The following is a 17,670-nucleotide window of genomic DNA, read 5'->3' as shown; positions in this document are numbered from 1 at the left end:
TGAACTGGTGAGTGCACCGATCCTCCCACAGTGGCCTGCGGCGATCTCCGCCGTAGGATGCGGGGGGACAGGTGACAGGTGTCGGCCCACGGACGGACAGGGCCCCGCCTGAGGCTTGATACGGCGTGATACGGCTTCTACGGCTTGATCGGAGCAGCGGACCATCGTGAGCGGCGAGAATTCTTCGGCGGACGACGTGCGGGCGGACGACGCGCAGCGGGTGTGGGACGTCGTCGTGGTGGGCGCGGGACCCGCGGGGGCCTCGGCCGCCTACGCGGCGGCGGTCGCCGGACGACGCGTGCTGTTGCTGGAGAAGGCCGAGCTGCCCCGCTACAAGACCTGCGGCGGCGGCATCATCGGCCCGTCGCGCGACGCGCTGCCGCCCGGCTTCGAGCTGCCCCTCAAGGACCGGGTGCACGCGGTCACCTTCTCCAACAACGGACGGTTCACCCGCACCCGCCGCTCCAAGCAGATGATGTTCGGTCTGATCAACCGCCCCGAGTTCGACCAGCAGCTGGTCGAGCACGCCCAGAAGGCGGGCGCCGAGCTGCGCACCGGCGCCGCCGTGCAGCGCGTCGAGCAGCACGGCTCGGCGGTCCCGGACCGGCGGACGGTCGCGGTCGTGCTCCAGGGCGGCGAGACCCTGCTGGCCCGCGCGGTGGTCGGCGCCGACGGCAGCGCCAGCCGCATAGGCGCCCACGTCGGAGTCAAGGTCGACCAGGTCGACCTCGGCCTGGAGGCGGAGATCCCGGTGCCGGAGACGGTCGCCGAGGACTGGAAGGGCCGGGTCCTCATCGACTGGGGCCCGATGCCCGGCAGTTACGGCTGGGTCTTCCCCAAGGGCGACACGCTGACCGTCGGCGTCATCTCGGCCCGCGGCGAAGGCGCCGCCACCAAGCGGTACTTGGAGGACTTCATCGCCCGGCTCGGCCTCGCCGGCTTCGAACCGAGCATCTCCTCCGGCCACCTGACCCGCTGCCGCGCCGACGACTCCCCGCTGTCCCGGGGCCGCGTGCTGGTCTGCGGCGACGCGGCGGGCCTGCTCGAACCCTGGACCCGCGAGGGCATCTCCTTCGCACTGCGCTCGGGGCGGCTCGCGGGGGAGTGGGCGGTGCGCATCGCCGAGGCCCACGACGCGGTCGACACCCGCCGCCAGGCGCTGAACTACGCCTTCGCCGTCAAGGCGGGCCTCGGCGTCGAGATGAGCGTCGGCAAGCGGATGCTCGCCGTGTTCGAGCGCCGCCCCGGCCTGTTCCACGCGGCGCTGACCGGTTTCCGTCCCGCCTGGCGGGCGTTCAAGGAGATCACCCAGGGCCGCACCTCGCTCGGCGAGCTCATCCGCTCGCACCCGCTGGCCCAGCGTGCCCTCACCACACTCGCTCCGCAGCCGGTCGCCGAGGGGAGGGCCACCGAGGCGGACGCGGAGGACACGGACAGCGAGGGCTCGGTCACCGCGTGACGGCGATCCGGAAGACCGGGTGGTCGGGAGCGATGCGGCGCAGGTCGGCGTCGGGGGAGTCGGGGCCGACCCCGTTGAAGAAGACGCCGACCTCGGCCTTCCAGCGCTTCAGGTAGGCGCGCAGCAGCTCGACCTTGTCGTCGTCGGCGACCTCGGTCGCGGTGAAGGCGGCCACGTCCTTGCCGAGCCGTAGTTCTCCGCCGCCTGCGGCGCGCATGTTGTGGGTCCACTGGACGTGACCGCGCGGCGCGACCAGATACTGCTGTCCGTCGACCGTCAGCAGGTTCACGGGCGTGGTGCGCCATTCACCGCTCTTGCGTCCCCGGACGGCGAGGACGCGGGAGCCCCAGATGCTGAGACCGCGCCGGGTGAGCCAGGCCACCGCACGGTTGAAGACGTTGACGGTGAACCAGCCGGGCTTCTGGACGTGTGTCGACACGGTGACCCCCACAGTTTGGAGAGCGGTGCTCTCGCTTGACTCCAGTGTGGGGGAGATCGGCGATCCAAAGCAAGAGCGGTGCTCTCTTTTTTGTGCGGTGCACTGGTTTGAGATCGGTGCACTGAAGGCGGAGTGGTGCTCAAAATCGAGTGCACTGCTCCAAAGTGTGTGCACCGCTCTGTTCGGGTGGCAGACTGCTCTCCATGACCACCGCACAGGGCGCCCGCGCGCGAGCCAGGATGGAAGTCACCACCGCCATCAAGGGCGAGGCGCGCAGACAGCTCGCGGCCGAGGGCGCGGCCAAGCTGTCGCTGCGGGCCGTGGCGCGTGAGCTGGGCATGGTCTCCTCGGCGCTCTACCGCTACTTCCCGAGCCGCGACGACCTGCTCACCGCGCTGATCATCGACGCCTACGACTCCCTCGGCGAGGCCGCCGAAACCGCCCACGCCGCTGCCGCCGACGCGGCCCCGGCGCACCGCTGGGTCCTCGTGTGCGAGGCGGTGCGCCGCTGGGCGCTGACCCACCCGCACGAGTACGCGCTGATCTACGGCTCGCCGGTGCCCGGCTACTCGGCGCCGGACACGACCATCCCGCCGGCGGCCCGGGTCGGCCTCGTCCTCGTCGGGATCCTGCGCGAGGCGTTCGAGGGGCGCGGTCTGGCCCGCACTCCGGTACCCGCCGAACTCGCCCCCGAGGCCCGCCGGATGGCCGACGAACTGGTGCCGGGCCTGCCGCCGGAGGTGGCCGTGGCCATGGCCGCGGCCTGGGCCCAGCTGTTCGGACTTGTGGGGTTCGAACTGTTCGGCCAGTTCAAGGGCATCGTGGAGGAAGCGGAGCGGGAGCGGTTCTTCCGGCACGCGGTCGCGCAACTCGCCCACGGCGTCGGCCTGGTCTTCCCCTGACGGCGCTCGGTCATCCGGTCACCGGGTCATCCGGTCACCCCGTCACCTTGTCCAGGAACGCGGCGAGGTTCCCGGCCGTCCGCCGGATCTTCTCCTCCAGGGTGAGCGACTCCGGCATCCGCCCGCCCACGCCCGGGTCCCGCAGACCCCGCACGTAGAGCGAGCAGGCCAGGTCGCTGCAGAGGTAGGCGCCCACGGAGTTGCCCTGCTGCCCGGCCTTGCCCGCCTTGGCGGCGACCATCAGGGAGACGCCTCCGGTGTGCGTGGTCAGGCAGATCGAGCACATGCTGCGCCGGGTCTGCCAGGACGACGGGCTCGGGCAGCGCAGCGCCACCGCCCGCGCGAGGCCGTCGGCCGACTCGGTCACCAGGTAGGCGCGGTCGGGTGCCTGCGGGTCGCGCCAGCCGAAGTAGTCCAGCTCGGCCCACGGCCGTTCGTCCAGGTCGTGCGGGATGTTCAGCCGCTTCGCCGCGCCCTTGGTGCAGTTCACGAACGCGGCGCGGATCTCTTGTTCGGTCAGCTGTCTCATGCAGCGCACGCTATTTTGCCTAAAAGCTTTAGGCAAATGCATAATCGGTTCAGGCAACAGCAGGGCGGAGGCGAGGAGCGGCGTGGCGCGAGCGGGACTGAGCACGGAACGGCTGGTCCGGGCCGGAGCCGAGCTGGCCGACGAGGTCGGCTTCGACCAGGTGACGGTCTCGGCCCTGGCCAGGCGGTTCGACGTGAAGGTCGCGAGCCTGTACTCGCACGTCAAGAGCTCCCAGGACCTCAAGACGAGGATCGCGCTGCTGGCCCTGGAGGAGCTCGCCGACCGCGCCGCCGAAGCGCTGGCCGGACGGGCCGGCAAGGACGCCCTCGTCGCGTTCGCCGACGTCTACCGCGACTACGCCCACGCCCACCCCGGCCGCTACACCGCGGCCCGGCTGCGCCTCGACCCGGAGACGGCCGCGGCCAGTGCCGGAAGCCGGCACTCCCGGATGACCCGGGCGATCCTGCGCGGCTACGACCTGCCCGAACCGGACGAGACCCATGCCGTCCGGATGATCGGCAGCGTCTTCCACGGTTACGTCGACCTCGAACTGAGCGGCGGCTTCAGCCACAGCGCCCCCGACAGCCAGCAGTCCTGGACCCGCGTCCTCGACGCCCTCGACGTGCTGCTGCGCAACTGGCCCACCCCGACCCGACCCCCCTCGCACGGAACACCGACGGCACACCCACGGAAGACGGACGGAACGCAGAGGCGATGAACACCGACCCCCGCTGGATCACCACGCCGATCACCGCCGACCTCCTGCGCGGCGCCCTCGACCTGGAGCGGACGCGGCACGGCGTCCTCCCGCACCGGCTCCCGGCCCGGGCCCGCGCCCAGTGCGCCGACCCGCAGCTCGCCATGGTCGAGTCCCAGCCCTCCGGCGTACGACTGGTGTTCCGCACCCGCGCCACCGCCCTGGAACTGGACACCCTTCCCACCAAGCGGCTCTACGTCGGCGCGCCGCCGCGCCCGGACGGCGTCTACGACCTCCTCGTCGACGGCACCCTGGCCGGCCAGGGCAGCGTGTCCGGCGGCACCGTCCAGGTCGTCGACATGAGCGCCGGGACCACGGAGCTGCGCCCCGGACCGGTCGGCACCCTCCGCTTCACCGGCCTGCCCGAGCGCGAGAAGTCGGTCGAGATCTGGCTGCCGCACAACGAGACCACCGAACTGGTCGCACTGCGCACCGACGCCCCGCTCACCGCCGTACCCGACCACGGCCGCAAGGTCTGGCTGCACCACGGAAGTTCGATCAGCCACGGCTCCGACGCCGCGAGCCCCACCGCCATCTGGCCGGCGCTCGCCGCGGCGCTCGCCGGGGTGGAGCTGGTCAACCTCGGGCTGGGCGGCAGCGCCCTGCTCGACCCGTTCACCGCCCGCGCCGTCCGGGACACCCCCGCCGACCTGATCAGCCTCAAGCTCGGCATCAACGTCGTCAACACCGACCTGATGCGGCTGCGCGCCTTCGGCCCCGCCGTGCACGGCTTCCTGGACACCGTCCGCGAGGGGCACCCCAGTACCCCGCTGCTGGTCGTCTCGCCGATCCTGTGCCCCATGCACGAGGACACGCCGGGCCCCACCGCCATGGACCTGAGCGCTTTCGGCGCCGGCCGGCTCACCTTCACGGCCGTGGGCGACCCGGCCGAGCGCGCGAGCGGCAAGCTCACCCTGAACGTCATCCGGGACGAGCTGTCCCGGATCGTCGCCCAGCGTGCGGCCGAGGACCCGCACCTTCACTATCTGGACGGCCGCGCCCTCTACGGCGCGGCCGACGCGGCCGAACTCCCGCTGCCCGACGGGCTCCACCCGGACGCGGCCACCCACCGCCGTATCGGCGAACGCTTCGCCGGACTGGCCTTCGCGGATGCCGGCGCGTTCGCGGCCACCGGGGACGACGGCCGCTGAGCCGGCGCCCACCGGACCGGTGGGCCTCATCGCGCCGAGTCGGCCGACGCCCCGTCGCCGCCGTCCGGGACCAGCACGATCTTCCCCGCGACGGTCCCCGACTCGGCGAGCCGCAGGGCCTCGGCGGCCTGAGTCAGCGGCAGCCGTGCGGCGATGCGCGCGGTGACCTCGCCGCGCTCGAGGGCCTGGAACACCTGGGTGAGGTCGGCGCTCAGCCGGGCCCGGAACCGGTCCTTGCCGAGGGCGCGGCCTTCCCAGACGTTGAAGAAGCAGGCGTGCTTGCCGTTGGGCAGCGCGTTCCACAGCCACACCCGGCCGAGGATCTTCAGTACGGGCAGCTGCTTGGAACCTGAGTCGTCCCGGGTGGTGGCACTGCCGTAAGCGACGAGGGTGCCGCCCGGGGCGAGGAGCCGCCAGGAGTCGACGACGCTGCGACCGCCGAGATGGTCGAAGACGGCGTCGACACCGCCGGGGGCCAGCTCCCGGACCCGGGCCGGGACGTCCTCGGCGCGGTAGTCGACCGGGATCACGCCCAACTCCCGCAGCGCGGTGTGGTGACGGGCGGAGGCCGTACCGATCACCCGAAGGCCGGCCGCCCGCGCGAGCTGGACGAGCACCGTGCCGACCCCGCCGTTGGCCCCGTGCACCAGGATCGTGCCGCCGGCGCGCACCCGCGCCTTGCGGTGCAGCATCTGCCAGGCGGTGATCCCGTTGACGACCAGCGTCTCCGCCTCCGCCGCGCCGACACCGGCGGGCACCGGTACGGCGTCGGCCGCGTCGAGCACGACATGGCTGGCCCAGCCGCCCACCTTCACCAGCGACGCCACCCGCTCGCCGACGAGTCCCGGCGCGACGCCCGCCCCGGCCGCGAGCACCGTGCCGACCAGGTCGTAGCCGGGGACGAAGGGGAAGGGCGGCTGGTCGTAGTACCGGCCGCGGCGCATCTGCTGCTCCGCGAAGGACACGCCGGTCGCCTCCACGCGGACGACGATCTCGCCGGCGGCGGGGGCCGGGATCTCCCGGCGCTCGATGCGCAGACCCTCCGGCTCCACGATGCCCGGCAGGACGACCTCGACGAGCTGGGCGTTTCCGGGCGTTCCGGCGACTCCGGCGGCTCCGGGAGTTCCTGCGGTTCCGGGGGTTCCTGCGGTTTCTGCGGTTCCCATGACGACGGCCTCCGTGCGTAGCTGTGTGAAGATGCGGTCGCAATCGAGAGAGGTTCTCGCTTGCGTTAGAAGCTATAACAAACATGACTGGTGCTCGCGGAAGTGTCAAGCCGTCGCGATGGGTAGTGCCGTCGCGATCGTTAGAAGTCCTCTCAAAAGTGATAGCTTGAAACAAGGACGGGCGAGAGGAGCGTGATGGCCATGGCGGCGGACGCAGAGGCAGGCGCAGACACGGACGCGGTGAGCCCCCGCGAGCGGTACCGGGCCCAGGTGCGAGCGGACATCAAGGCGCGAGCCTGGGAGCAGATCGCCAAGTCAGGCGCGTCGGGCCTGTCCCTCAACGCGATCGCCAAGGAGCTGGGCATGAGCGGTCCGGCCCTCTACCGCTACTACGGCAGCCGCGACGAGCTGATCACCGAGCTGATCAGGGACGCGTACCGCGGCCTGGCCGACACCTGCCGTGCCGCCGCCGACTCCGCGGCCGGTATCCGCGGCCTCGCCCACGCCCTGCGCCGCTGGGCGCTCGACGACCCCCAGCGCTACTTCCTCGTCTACGGCACGCCGGTCCCCGGCTACCACGCGCCCGAGGACATCACCGGCATCGCCCAGGAGATCATGGGGGCACTGCTGGACGTCTGTGCGGCGGCCGAGCCCGAGGCGCCTGCGCCGGTCTCCGCCGGGTTCACCGCGCACCTCTCGCAGCACCGCGAGTGGGCCGGCGGCCACCCCGCGCCGCCGGGAGTGCTCCGCCGGGCGCTGGCCTTCTGGACCAGGGTGCACGGGGTGCTCTCCCTCGAACTCGCCGGCCACTTCACAGGTATGGGCTTCGACCCGGACCGCCTGTTCGACGCCGAGGTGGCGGAGCTGACCACCGGACGCTGACCCGGCCTCCGATCGAGCCACTGATCGAGCTACTGATCGAGCCACCGATCGAGCCACTGGTCCGCCGCCGACCAGGTCCGGCGACCTCCTGCCACCTACTACCGGGGGAGTACGTGTGATCACCTCGCCGGGCTGACGCTCGCGCGGAGCGAGGGCGTCTAGCGTGGCGGTCATGGACGAGCAGCGGGTACGGGAGCGCGGCCCCGCACAGTGGTGGCACCACGGCCCTCCGTGGTGGAACCACCCGGAAGCCACCGCGACCGCCCCCACCGGCCCCGGCCCTGGCGCAGGCGTCACCAGCGGTGGCGGAACCCCCCGCCACCGCCTGCCCTGGCGCTCCACCCTCCTGCTCGCCGTCCTCGTGCTGGTGGGCTCGAACTTCGCCGCCCACACCCAGCCCCACCGCGAGCACCTCGACACCTACGCCCGCCTGCTGCTCCTGGCCACCTGCGCCCTCCTGCTGTGGCGGCACCGGCACCCGGTGACCGTGGTGTTCGGCACGGCCGCGCTCGCCCTGGTCTACCTCGGCGCCGGCTACCCGTACGGGCCGGTCTTCGCGGCCGTCGCCGTGGCCTGCTTCGGTGCCGTCGTCGCCGGGCGCCGCAGGGCGGCCTGGGCGGCGCTCGGGATGCTGTGGGCGGGGCATCTGCTGATCTCGCTCTGGCTGTACCGGTGGCTGCCGCCGCCGGGCGACACGGGTGCGCGCCCCGGCGAGGAGGTGATCGTCGCCACCTGGGTGCTGATCATCGTCTCGGTGGCCGAACTGGTCCGGCTGCGGCGCGAGCAGTGGGCGCGGGAGCGGGCCGACCGGGCTCAGGCGGCCCGGCGGCGCGCGGACGAGGAACGGCTGCGGATCGCCCGGGAGTTGCACGACGTCCTGGCGCACAGCATCTCGGTCATCAACGTCCAGGCGGGCATGGGACTCGCGCTCCTCGACTCCGACCCCGAGCAGGCCAGGTCGGCGCTGACCACCATCAAGGCGGCCAGCAAGGAGGCGCTCGGCGAGGTCCGCCAGGTGCTCGACACCCTGCGCGCCCCGGGAGACGCGCCGCGGACGCCCGCGCCCGGTCTCGGCCGGCTGGCGGAACTCGTGGAACAGGCGGCGAGCGCCGGCCTCGCCGTGGCCGTGACCGGGGAGCCGCCGCGCCTCGCGCCCGGCGCGGACCTGGCCGCCTTCCGCATCGTGCAGGAGGCCCTCACCAATGTCGTACGGCACTCGGGTTCGCGGCACGCGCGCGTGCGGCTCGAACACGGGGGCGGGGAGCTGCGGTTGCGGATCGACGACGACGGTCCGGCGACCGGGGCGGACGCGGGCGGCAGCGGGAACGGTCTTGCCGGGATGCGGGAGCGGGCGGCGGCCCTGGGCGGCACCATCGAGGCGGGACCGCGCGCCGACGGCGGCTTCCGGGTGCTCGCCGTACTGCCCTTGAGCGGCCGGGACGACTCGGGCGACCGGGATGTACGAGACGTACGAGACGTACGAGACGTACGGGAGGACCGATGATCAGGGTGCTGCTCGCCGACGACCAGTCGCTGGTGCGGGCCGGTTTCCGGGCGTTGCTCGACGCGCAGCCGGACATCGAGGTGACCGGAGAGGCGGCGGACGGCGAGGAGGCGCTGCACAAGGTGCGTGAACTGCGCCCCGACGTCGTCCTGATGGACATCCGGATGCCGCGTCTGGACGGCCTGGCCGCGACCCGCCGGGTCACCGGAGAGCCGGAACTGGCGGACGTCAAGGTGGTCATGCTGACGACGTTCGAGCTCGACGAGTACGTCTTCGAGGCGATCCGGTCCGGCGCCTCCGGCTTTCTGGTCAAGGACACCGAGCCGGACGAACTGGTGCGGGCGGTCCGGGCGGTGGTGGCCGGGGACGCGCTGTTGTCGCCGGGGGTGACGCGGCGGCTGATCGCGGAGTTCGCGGCCCGTTCCAAGGAGCCTGCCGCCGCCGACGCCCTCGCCCGGCTCACCGAGCGGGAACGGGAGGTGATGGCCCTGGTCGGCATCGGTCTGTCCAACGAGGAGATCGCCCGCCGGCTGGTCGTCAGCCCCCTCACCGCCAAGACCCACGTGAGCCGCAGCATGGTCAAGCTGGGCGCCCGCGACCGGGCCCAACTGGTCGTCCTGGCCTACGAGTCGGGGTTGGTGCGGCCGGGCTGGCTGGGCTGATCCGGGCGCCGGAAACGGACCAGCACGCTGACGACCCGGGCGAGGAACAGCACGCCGGCGAGTACCGCGCCCGCGACGGGCAGCGTGCGCTCCAGGCCGCCGGGCAGCTGGAACAGCAGCGCAGGACCGGCCACCGCCCCGAACACCACCACGGCCGCGAACACCGCGCTGCACAGCGCGTATCCGATCTCGACGGTGATCGCGTCCCGCTCGGCCTGACCGCGCCGTCCCCCGTACGTCGTCATCCCGGCAGTCTCACAGCCGTGTGCCCGGCGGGGCAACAGGCCCCGCCGGGCACACGTTCGGAGGCGTCCCCGGTCAGTCGCGTGCGGACACGCGCTCCGCCTCCAGGGACGTGGACTTGGCGATCACGACGGTCTGCTGCGGGCGCCGGGCGCGCAGCCCCGTGAGGGTGATCAGCAGCCCGGCGAGGGCCACGGCCGCCACCACCATGAACCCCGGACGGTAGCTGTCGAGCACGGCCTGCGGGGACGCGTGGGCGGGCGTACCCGCGGTGACCACGGCCGTGACGATCGCCAGGAAGATCGCCCCGCCCACCTGCACCGAGGTGTTGAGGAGCCCGGAGACCATGCCCTGCTCGTGGTCGTCCACGCCGTTGGTGGCCTGGATGTTGAGGGAGGGGAAGACCAGCGCGCAGGCCGCGCCGATCAGCAGCATGGACGGCAGGATGGCCGCCGCGTAGGCCGGGCTCAGGTCGACACGGAGGAACAGGGCGTAGCCGACGACCATGAACGCGAAGCCCGCCGCGATCAGCCGCGGGGTGCCGAAGCGGTCCACGATCGCGCCGACCTTGGTGGAGGACACCGCCACCAGCGCGCCCGCGGGGAGGAAGGCCAGGGCGGTGTGCAGCGCGGACCAGCCGAGCAGGGACTGCATGTAGAGAGTGGTCAGGAACTGGAAGCCCACGTACGAGCCGAAGAAGGCGATCGCGCCGAGCTGGGCGCGGACCTGGTTGCCCGAGCGCAGCACGCCGAGCCGGACGAGCGGTCCGGGGGAGCGGCGTTCGACCTGGACGAAGACGGTCAGCAGGACGGCGACCGCGAGGAAGGAGAGCAGGGTGCGGGCCGATGCCCAGCCCGCCTGCGGCGCCTGCACGACGGTGAACACCAGGAGCAGCATGGAGGCGGTGCCGAGGATCGCGCCGGGGATGTCGTAGCCGTTGTGGTCGCGTTCGCGGGAGCTGCGCGGCAGCAGCTTGAGGCCGGCGGCGAGCGCGATCAGGGCGATCGGGGCGGGCAGCAGCATGGTGAGGCGCCAGCTGGCCTCGGTGAGCAGGCCGGACAGCACCAGGCCCATGGAGAAGCCGGTGGCCGCGCAGGTGGTGTAGATGGCGAGGGCGCGGTTGCGCAGCGGGCCCTCCGGGAACGTGGTCGTGATGATCGAGAGGCCGGCCGGTGCGGTGAAGGCCGCGCTCAGGCCCTTGACGAACCGGCTGGCGATCAGCAGCGGGCCCGAGTCGACGAGGCCGCCGAGGAGCGAGGCGAGCGCGAAGACGCCGAGGGCCACGAGGAACACCTGGCGCCGGCCGAGCAGGTCCGCGGTGCGACCGCCGAGCAGCAGCAGGCCGCCGTACCCCAGGATGTAGCCGCTGACGATCCATTGCAGCGTCGAGGTGGACAGGTGCAGGTCGGAGCCGATCGACGGCAGCGCGACGCCGACCATCGACACATCCAGTGCGTCCAGGAACATGGCGGCGCAGAGCACCAGCAGCGTGCCCCACAGTCGGGGAGTCCAGCGTCCCTGGGGAGTGGGGGCGGTGAGCGGAGAGGTCATGGATCCAGACACTACATGCACATGCATCGAATGCAAGCACATTTAATTACGATGCAACAATCGCGGTTCTCTGCTACGGTGCCCCGATGGCGGCGAAGAAGCCCGAACAGGCACTCGTGGAGCAATGGCGGGACATCCTTGCCGTGCACGCCCGCACCCAGTGCGAACTGGACCGTGCGCTGAACGGCCACGGCCTGTGCGGCAGCGACTTCGAGGTCCTCGACCTGCTCTCCGACGGTCCGGCGGCGGACGGCGTCTGCAGCTTCCGGGTGCAGGAGATCGCCGAGCAGGTGCACCTCAGTCAGAGCGCGCTGTCCCGGCTGATCGCCCGCCTGGAGAAGGACGGCCTGGTCGAGCGGGCCATGTGCCCGGAGGACCGGCGGGGCGTGCGGGTGGCGCTCACCGGCAAGGGGCGCGCGCTGCACGGCGAAGTGCTGCCGGTGCAGCGCGCGGTGCTCACCCGGATGCTGGCCGCCGAGTCGGGCTGAGCCCGGCAGGCCAGGCCGCGGGCCGGTCGGGCCGTTTACGGCGATCGGCCGGTCAGATCCCTGAGTTCGTCAGCCACAGGTCGGCCAGATCCGGGTCGCCGGTCACCTTCGGCACCGGCTGCCGGTTCCACAGGGCCAGGTACAACTGATCGGCGGGACCGGCGAGTTCGGCCTTCGCGTCCGGGGACGCGCCGAGTTCCGTGACCGGTGGCCGCTCCGACAGCCGTACGGTCCAGGCCGCGTCGACGTCCACCGTGCGCACTCCCAGCACCCGCGGGTGCTCGCTGCGGACCCGGCTGCGGGTGCGGGCGTGGAAGCCGCGCAGCAGCTCGTCGATGCCGTCGACCGCGAAGCCCGACCCGACCGGGGTCGCCGCGCCGCCCCGCGCAGCCTCGGCGTCGTACCGGTGGACGGTCGTCTCGTGGGCCTGCCTGCGGAGCCAGAAGGCGAGCGGCGAGGGGACCGGGGCGGGGTGGAAGGTCCAGCACGTCGTGTCCTGCGGTGCGGCGCCCAGGGTGTCGACGAGCCGCCGGTGCCCCTCCCGGTACCAGTCCGTCAGGTCCGTGCCGTCCAGGTCCGGGGGGTCCGGGATGGGGCGGGGCGAGGTCTCGGCGTCGGCGACGACACCGGCGGCCCACCGGTGGATGGTGCCGGTGTGCCGCAGCAGGTCGCGCACCCGCCAGTCCGGGCAGGTGGGCACCGGGGTGTCGAGCCCCGCGTCCGTGGCGGCCGAGGCCAGCAGCCGGCCCTCCCGGTCGAGGATCTCGAGGTACTCAGCAGTCTCCATGCGGCGAGTCTGCCGGATGCGCGGCCGGTCCTGGCGTCAGCGCAGCAGGAATCCCACCGCGTACCCGAGGGCGTTGACCGCCCAGTGCAGGGCCATCGGCGCCAGCAGGGAACCGCTGCGGTCGCGCAGCCAGCACAGCAGACAGCCGGCCACGGCCGTGAAGAGCACGGCGCCGATGTCCACCAGGACCGCCCCGGCGGTCGAGTGCCCGAAGAGCGAACCCAGCGTCGGCTTCTCCTTGTTGAGGTTCAGCGAGGGCAGGATGTGCCAGAGCCCGAAGAGCACGGAGGAGAGGACGGCGGCCGTCGTCGCCGTGCGCAGACGGCACAGCAGCGCGAACAGCACCCCGCGAAAGGCGGTCTCCTCCAGCAGCACCGTCCCCACGGGCACCGCGACCAGCGCCTTGAAGGCGGTCTCCGCACCGCTGAGCGTGTCCGTCCGCTGGTCCGCGAACAGCCCGCGGGTGACCGGCAGCAGGGCCGCGCACAGATAGACGGCCGCGACGATCCCGATCAGAGACACCCCCCAACGCACCCCGTCCGCAAGGGTGTTCCGCCCCAGCCCCAGCTCCGGCCAACCGCCCCCGGCCCAGAACAGCAGCCCCACCAGGACGGCGGAGGTGAGGACCGCGGTGAGCAGGATCCAGGAACCGGCCCAGCGGTTGTCCAGCAGGTTCGCGAGCACCAGGACCGCCACCACCGCGGCCACGGCGGTACGGGTGGGGAGCAGGGGGAGGGCCATGGCGGGCGGGGGTCAGAACCCGGCCGGGCCGCGACACGCCAGCCAGGTCGCGCGGGGCCCGCCGTCACCACTCCGTCCCGGCCGGCCGCCACGCCCCCGGCCCGGCGCGGCACGGGCGACGGCGCCGGCGACGACCTCGCTATCCCTACCCGCCCACCTCGGCGGGGCGCCGGTCCGGCCGGTGTGGAGGGTGCGGCCGGTGTGGAGGGTGCGGCCGGTGTGGAGGGTGCGGACAGTGTGGCCGAGAGGGCCGGGACGGCCGGTGCGGTCGCAGGCGGGGTCCTCGCCCGGCTCCGGCTCCGGCGCGACCACGGCGACGAACGGGGTGGCGTGCGCGGTCGTCCGGGCCTGGGCCATGCCCACCACCATGGGACAGCTGGCCCGGCCGCGCACCTTTTCCCGGAGCGGGAGCCGCCGCTTCCGGATGGATCGTCCGGAAGGATCTTCCGGATGCGGCGGAGCGCGCGGTGGCCGATCGTGGTCCCGAGGTGGCGAAGTGAGTGGTGCGGGCAGGGCGCTGAGGCGTACGAAGGAATGGGCCAGGCGGACGGCGGAACGGGTGCGCCCGCACCTGGGCCCCGACCGGGTGGTCCGGCGGCGGCCGTGCTGGGGCGGGACCGCGGTGGCGGTCCTGTGCTACTGCCTGTCCCTCACCCCCTCCCTGCTCCCGCGGGCCTGGTGGTTGCAGGGACTCGCGGCCGGCGTCTCGGCGGCCGTCGGCTACGCCGTCGGGGCCGTACTCGAGACACTCGCCCGGCTGCTGCTCCGCTGGGCCGGTGTCCGGGTCCGCCCGCGGGTCCGCCGTACGCTGTGGGCCGCGGTGTGGGCGCTCGGCGCCGCCGCGGTGGTCACCGCCACCGCATGGAGCGTCCGCTGGGAGGGCCAGGTCCGCAGGGCGGTGACCCTGCCTCCGCACATCGTCTGGTGGCAGTGGGCGCTCGTCCCGGTCGTGGCCGCGTTCGTCGCGACGCTGCTGCTCCTTCTCGCCCGGACGGTGCGGTTCGGCACCCGCATCGCCGCCCGCGCGTTCGACGCCCTCGTCCCGCGTCCCGTCGCCTACGCCACCGGGGTCGTCCTGGCCGCGTTCGTGATCGTCGGAGTCGTCCAGGGCTTCCTGCTGCGCGCCGCGCTGGACGCGATCGAGAGCGGCGCCTCCCTCGCCGACCAGGGCACCACCGAGGGCGTCCACCGGCCGGGCCTGCCCACCCTCTCCGGCAGCCCCGAGTCCGCCGCGCCCTGGGACACCCTGGGCGCCAAGGGCCGCGACTTCGTCGGCACCGCCACGCCCCGCGCCGACATCGCCGCCTTCACCGGCCGCCCGGCCGAGAACCCGGTACGGGTCTACGTCGGCCTGCGCTCCGCCGACACCCTCGACGAACGCGCCGCCCTCGCCGTACGCGAACTCGAACGCACCGGCGGTTTCTCCCGCAGGATCCTCGCCGTCATGGGCACCACCGGCACCGGCTGGATCAACGAGCAGGGCAGCAAACCCCTGGAGTACATGTGGGGCGGCGACACCGCCATGGTCGCCATGCAGTACTCCTACCTGCCCAGCTGGGTCTCCGCCCTCACCGAGGACGAGGCCGCCGCCACCGGACGGGCCCTCTTCGACGCCGTCCACGCCAGGTGGCTGACCCTCCCCGCCGCCTCCCGCCCCCGGCTGCTCGTCTACGGCGAGAGCCTCGGCTCCTTCTCCATGGAGTCCGCCCTCGACGGCTCGTTGCCCACGCTCGTCGCGCAGACCGGCGGCGCGCTGTTCGTCGGACCGACCTACGACAACCCGCTGTGGAAGTCCGTCACCGCCCGGCGGCAGCCGGGCAGCCCCGAGTGGCGGCCGGTGGTCGCCGACGGGGCACATGTGCGCTTCGCACAGGTACCGGCGGACTACGGCATCCCGGACGCGCCCTGGGGCGAGCCCCGCGCGCTCTACCTCCAGAACGGCTCCGACCCGGTCGTCTGGTGGTCGCCCGACCTCGCCTTCCACCGGCCCGACTGGCTCGACCGGCCACGCGCCCGGGACGTCTCGGCGGCCATGCAGTGGTACCCGCTCCTGACGTTCTGGCAGGTGGCCTGCGACCTGGCCGGCGCCGACAGCGTGCCGGACGGCTTCGGCCACCGGTACGGAACCCTGCCGACCAGCGCGTGGGCGGAGATCACGAGCCCACCCGGGTGGACGGACGCCGACACCGCGAGACTGGCCGGGGTGCTGGAGTCGGTGCGGGAACCGGGGCTGCTGGACTGAGCCGAGCCGCTGCCCGGGGGCCGGAACAGCAACCTCTTCGAGGGGGCGATCCCCGGCGTTCGCGGGGCGGGCGGTGGCCTCGGTCAGTGCCCCGCCGTGCGCCGGGTCAGGAGTGCGATGGCCGCGGCGGTGGCCGCCAGGGCGGCGACGGTGGTGAGGGCGGTGGGCAGGGAGAGCCAGTCCGCCATGAAGCCGATGGCGGGCGGTCCGAGGAGCATGCCGCCGTAGCCGAAGGTGGAGGCGATGGCGACGCCCTCGGGGCCGGCCAGCCGGCCGGCGCGTTCGACGGCGACGGGGAAGAGGTTGGCGAGGCCGAGGCCGGCGATCGCGAAGCCGAGCAGGGCCGCCCACAGGGCCGGGGCGAGCGCGCCGAGCAGCATGCCGGCCGCGGCGGTCGTGCCGCCGATGACCAGGGTGCGGGTCTGGCCCAGGATCTCCAGCAGCTTCGTCCCGCTGAGCCGGCCGACGGTCATGGCGAGGGCGAAACAGGAGTAGCCGATGGCCGCCGCGCCGGGTGCGGCACCCAGGTCCTGCTCCAGGTGCAGGGCGCTCCAGTCGGCCATGGCCCCCTCGCCGTAGGCCGTGCACAGGGCGATCAGACCGAAGGTGACGACGAGCAGCCGGGTGCGGGGTGCCAGGCGGCGTGGTGCGGACGCGCTCTGCGGTGCGTCGTCCGCGGGTGTGGCCGGCGGGGGAGTGCGCAGCAGGGTGCGGCCCGCGAGGAGGGTGACCAGCAGGCCGACGCCGGTGAGGCAGAGCAGGTGCTGCGTGGGGGTGAGCACGCCGGCGATCAGCGAGCCCAGACCGGAGCCCAGCATGCCGCCCAGGCTGTAGGCGGCGTGGAAACTGGGCATGATCGGGCGCCGGAGGGCTCGGACCAGGTCGACCGCCGCACTGTTGAACGCGACGTTGATGCCACCGTAGGCACTGCCGAACACCAGCAGTACGGCGCCGAGGGCCGGGACCGAGTGGGTGAGCGGGGGCAGGGCGACGCTGAGGGAGAGCAGGACGGCGCAGACGACGGTCACCGGGTGGGAGCCGTAACGGCGGCACAGCCGTCCGGTGAACATCATCGTGATCACGGCCCCGGCCGAGACGCCGAGCAGGGCGAGCCCCAGGGCACTGGCCGAGGCGCCGGTCTGCTCCTTGACGGCCGGGATGCGGACGACCCATCCGGCGAAGACGAAGCCGTCCATGGCGAAGAAGACGGTCAGGGCGACACGGAGTCGGGTGAGGTCGTTGCCGGGCACGACGTTGTGCGTCCGGGTTTTGTTTATTAGCGGCACAAACTCAGGCTAGGTGAGGGCCGGGGCTGGGACAAGGGCGTTCTCCGGACGTCCCCGCCCGCACCGCGCCGCAGCGCGATGCGGCCGGTACGGCCGGCACCGCGGCGACGGCACGAGCCGCGCGCCACCGGCCACGATCAGATCACTCCATGGCCGGCGGATCCTGGAGCACGGCCGACCCCGGTGAACCCGGGCGTCATGACTCGTCGTCCCCGGCCCGGTGCCCCGGCCTTCCGGCGACGGCCGCGAGGTAGCCGCGCAGCATCACCTTCGCCTCGTCGAGGAGGGCGGCGTCGCCCTCGGCGTCGCGGCGGAAGGCCTCCTGGGCGAGCGCGTCGGCGGTGAGGACGGCGGCATGGCAGGCGGGGCCGAGCCCCTCGGTGTCACCGGCGATGCCGAGTGCGAGCAGGACCCGGCGCACCCCGTCGGCCATCCGCCGCTTGTGCTCCCGGTCCGCCTCCCGGGTCCGGTCGGTCAGGCCGCTGCCGAACCACAGGGCCCGGAAGCCGTGTTCGGTGCGGTAGAGCCCGGCGTAGGTGTCGATCAGCACGCCGACCGGGTCGGACCAGCGCTCGGTCGCCGCGCTGTGCACGAACTCCTCCATCACGGCTTCGAGCTGGGCGAAGTACGTAGCGGCCAGAGCGTCGATGATCGCGTCCCGGTCGGGCAGGTACTGGTACAGCGAGCCGACCGAGACCCCGGCCTCCGCCGCGACCCGGGTGGTGGTCAGGGCCGGCACGCCCTCCGCGACCAGAACGCGCTCGGCCGCCTTGAGCACCCGCGCCAACCTGGCCCTGCTGCGGGCCTGTTGGGGAGTACGGCGGAGCACCGCGCCGGTCTCCTCGGCGGTCGGCCCGCTCACACAACCACCCCTGAACATG

Annotated in this window: 19 protein-coding genes; 9 read left to right on the top strand and 10 right to left on the bottom strand. The window is 73.1% G+C overall.

Going from position 1 to position 17,670, the window contains the following annotated elements; translation table 11 throughout:
• The first annotated feature begins 166 nt into the window (after nt 1-166).
• Nucleotides 167-1,459 (top strand): geranylgeranyl reductase family protein, encoded by a 1,293-nt coding sequence (locus AB0D74_RS00965; protein ID WP_362578733.1) that lies wholly within the window; start codon nt 167-169, stop codon nt 1,457-1,459.
• Here AB0D74_RS00965 and AB0D74_RS00960 read toward each other — a convergent pair.
• On the bottom strand, nt 1,449-1,898 hold the full coding sequence (locus AB0D74_RS00960) for a nitroreductase family deazaflavin-dependent oxidoreductase (RefSeq protein WP_362578729.1): 450 nt from the start codon (nt 1,896-1,898) through the stop codon (nt 1,449-1,451). The two genes, AB0D74_RS00965 and AB0D74_RS00960, sit on opposite strands and share 11 nt — an antisense overlap.
• Before the next feature lie 203 nt (nt 1,899-2,101).
• Here AB0D74_RS00960 and AB0D74_RS00955 point away from each other — a divergent pair, with 203 nt between their 5' ends.
• Nucleotides 2,102-2,800, top strand: coding sequence for a TetR/AcrR family transcriptional regulator (locus AB0D74_RS00955; protein WP_362578726.1), 699 nt, complete (start codon nt 2,102-2,104; stop codon nt 2,798-2,800).
• Between the two features lie 34 nt (nt 2,801-2,834).
• Here the strand turns inward: AB0D74_RS00955 and AB0D74_RS00950 are convergent, their stop codons facing one another.
• Nucleotides 2,835-3,329, bottom strand: a complete 495-nt coding sequence (locus AB0D74_RS00950) for an FBP domain-containing protein (protein ID WP_362578723.1) — start codon at nt 3,327-3,329, stop codon at nt 2,835-2,837.
• 82 nt (nt 3,330-3,411) lie between these two features.
• On the opposite strand from AB0D74_RS00950, the gene AB0D74_RS00945 reads away from it, so the two are divergent.
• Both AB0D74_RS00945 and AB0D74_RS00940 read left to right on the top strand, forming a co-directional pair.
• Nucleotides 3,412-4,047 carry a TetR/AcrR family transcriptional regulator gene (locus AB0D74_RS00945; RefSeq protein ID WP_362578719.1) on the top strand — a complete coding sequence of 212 codons (636 nt, stop codon included), beginning with the start codon at nt 3,412-3,414 and terminating at the stop codon, nt 4,045-4,047.
• Nucleotides 4,044-5,237 (top strand): GDSL-type esterase/lipase family protein, encoded by a 1,194-nt coding sequence (locus AB0D74_RS00940; protein WP_362578716.1) that lies wholly within the window; start codon nt 4,044-4,046, stop codon nt 5,235-5,237. The genes AB0D74_RS00945 and AB0D74_RS00940 overlap by 4 nt, the downstream gene beginning before the upstream one ends.
• A 26-nt stretch (nt 5,238-5,263) precedes the next feature.
• On the opposite strand, the gene AB0D74_RS00935 is transcribed toward AB0D74_RS00940, so the two are convergent.
• Nucleotides 5,264-6,403: a medium chain dehydrogenase/reductase family protein gene (locus AB0D74_RS00935; protein ID WP_362578713.1), complete on the bottom strand. Its 1,140-nt coding sequence runs from the start codon at nt 6,401-6,403 to the stop codon at nt 5,264-5,266.
• A 201-nt stretch (nt 6,404-6,604) separates the two neighbouring features.
• Between AB0D74_RS00935 and AB0D74_RS00930 the strand changes: the two genes are divergently transcribed.
• The 3 genes from AB0D74_RS00930 to AB0D74_RS00920 all read left to right on the top strand — a co-directional run bounded on the left by AB0D74_RS00930 (nt 6,605) and on the right by AB0D74_RS00920 (nt 9,451).
• On the top strand, nt 6,605-7,285 hold the full coding sequence (locus AB0D74_RS00930; RefSeq protein ID WP_362578710.1) for a TetR/AcrR family transcriptional regulator: 681 nt from the start codon (nt 6,605-6,607) through the stop codon (nt 7,283-7,285).
• A gap of 163 nt (nt 7,286-7,448) precedes the next feature.
• The gene (locus tag AB0D74_RS00925; protein ID WP_362578707.1) at nt 7,449-8,789 is read left to right on the top strand and encodes a sensor histidine kinase; all 1,341 of its coding nucleotides are present in this window, start codon (nt 7,449-7,451) and stop codon (nt 8,787-8,789) included.
• Nucleotides 8,786-9,451, top strand: a complete 666-nt coding sequence (locus AB0D74_RS00920; protein ID WP_362578704.1) for a response regulator transcription factor — start codon at nt 8,786-8,788, stop codon at nt 9,449-9,451. Before AB0D74_RS00925 ends, AB0D74_RS00920 begins: the two co-directional genes overlap by 4 nt.
• Here AB0D74_RS00920 and AB0D74_RS00915 read toward each other — a convergent pair.
• Nucleotides 9,412-9,696, bottom strand: coding sequence for a DUF6332 family protein (locus AB0D74_RS00915; protein ID WP_362578701.1), 285 nt, complete (start codon nt 9,694-9,696; stop codon nt 9,412-9,414). The genes AB0D74_RS00920 and AB0D74_RS00915 overlap by 40 nt on opposite strands.
• 73 nt (nt 9,697-9,769) lie before the next feature.
• Nucleotides 9,770-11,245 carry an MFS transporter gene (locus tag AB0D74_RS00910; protein ID WP_362578698.1) on the bottom strand — a complete coding sequence of 492 codons (1,476 nt, stop codon included), beginning with the start codon at nt 11,243-11,245 and terminating at the stop codon, nt 9,770-9,772.
• Nucleotides 11,246-11,331: 86 nt separating this feature from the next.
• On the opposite strand from AB0D74_RS00910, the gene AB0D74_RS00905 reads away from it, so the two are divergent.
• Nucleotides 11,332-11,733, top strand: a complete 402-nt coding sequence (locus AB0D74_RS00905; RefSeq protein ID WP_362578695.1) for a MarR family transcriptional regulator — start codon at nt 11,332-11,334, stop codon at nt 11,731-11,733.
• A 52-nt stretch (nt 11,734-11,785) separates the two neighbouring features.
• On the opposite strand, the gene AB0D74_RS00900 is transcribed toward AB0D74_RS00905, so the two are convergent.
• The 3 genes from AB0D74_RS00900 to AB0D74_RS00890 are packed head-to-tail and all read right to left on the bottom strand — an operon-like array spanning nt 11,786 to nt 13,618.
• On the bottom strand, nt 11,786-12,520 hold the full coding sequence (locus AB0D74_RS00900; RefSeq protein ID WP_362578692.1) for a maleylpyruvate isomerase family mycothiol-dependent enzyme: 735 nt from the start codon (nt 12,518-12,520) through the stop codon (nt 11,786-11,788).
• A 36-nt stretch (nt 12,521-12,556) separates the two neighbouring features.
• Nucleotides 12,557-13,261, bottom strand: a complete 705-nt coding sequence (locus tag AB0D74_RS00895; protein ID WP_362578689.1) for a CPBP family intramembrane glutamic endopeptidase — start codon at nt 13,259-13,261, stop codon at nt 12,557-12,559.
• Nucleotides 13,262-13,273: 12 nt separating this feature from the next.
• On the bottom strand, nt 13,274-13,618 hold the full coding sequence (locus tag AB0D74_RS00890) for a hypothetical protein (RefSeq protein ID WP_362578686.1): 345 nt from the start codon (nt 13,616-13,618) through the stop codon (nt 13,274-13,276).
• Nucleotides 13,619-13,757: 139 nt separating this feature from the next.
• Between AB0D74_RS00890 and AB0D74_RS00885 the strand changes: the two genes are divergently transcribed.
• The gene (locus AB0D74_RS00885) at nt 13,758-15,503 is read left to right on the top strand and encodes an alpha/beta hydrolase (protein WP_362578683.1); all 1,746 of its coding nucleotides are present in this window, start codon (nt 13,758-13,760) and stop codon (nt 15,501-15,503) included.
• An 83-nt stretch (nt 15,504-15,586) separates the two neighbouring features.
• On the opposite strand, the gene AB0D74_RS00880 is transcribed toward AB0D74_RS00885, so the two are convergent.
• Both AB0D74_RS00880 and AB0D74_RS00875 read right to left on the bottom strand, forming a co-directional pair.
• Nucleotides 15,587-16,753 (bottom strand): MFS transporter, encoded by a 1,167-nt coding sequence (locus AB0D74_RS00880; protein ID WP_362578680.1) that lies wholly within the window; start codon nt 16,751-16,753, stop codon nt 15,587-15,589.
• Nucleotides 16,754-16,985: 232 nt separating this feature from the next.
• Complete coding sequence (locus AB0D74_RS00875; protein WP_362578677.1) at nt 16,986-17,651, bottom strand: TetR/AcrR family transcriptional regulator; 666 nt, start codon at nt 17,649-17,651, stop codon at nt 16,986-16,988.
• Nucleotides 17,652-17,670 lie beyond the last annotated feature (19 nt).

Origin of the sequence: Streptomyces sp. NPDC048278, from assembly GCF_040652195.1 — a bacterium.
Lineage (GTDB): Bacteria > Actinomycetota > Actinomycetes > Streptomycetales > Streptomycetaceae > Streptomyces.
This window is presented reverse-complemented; position numbering and strand designations above follow the sequence as displayed.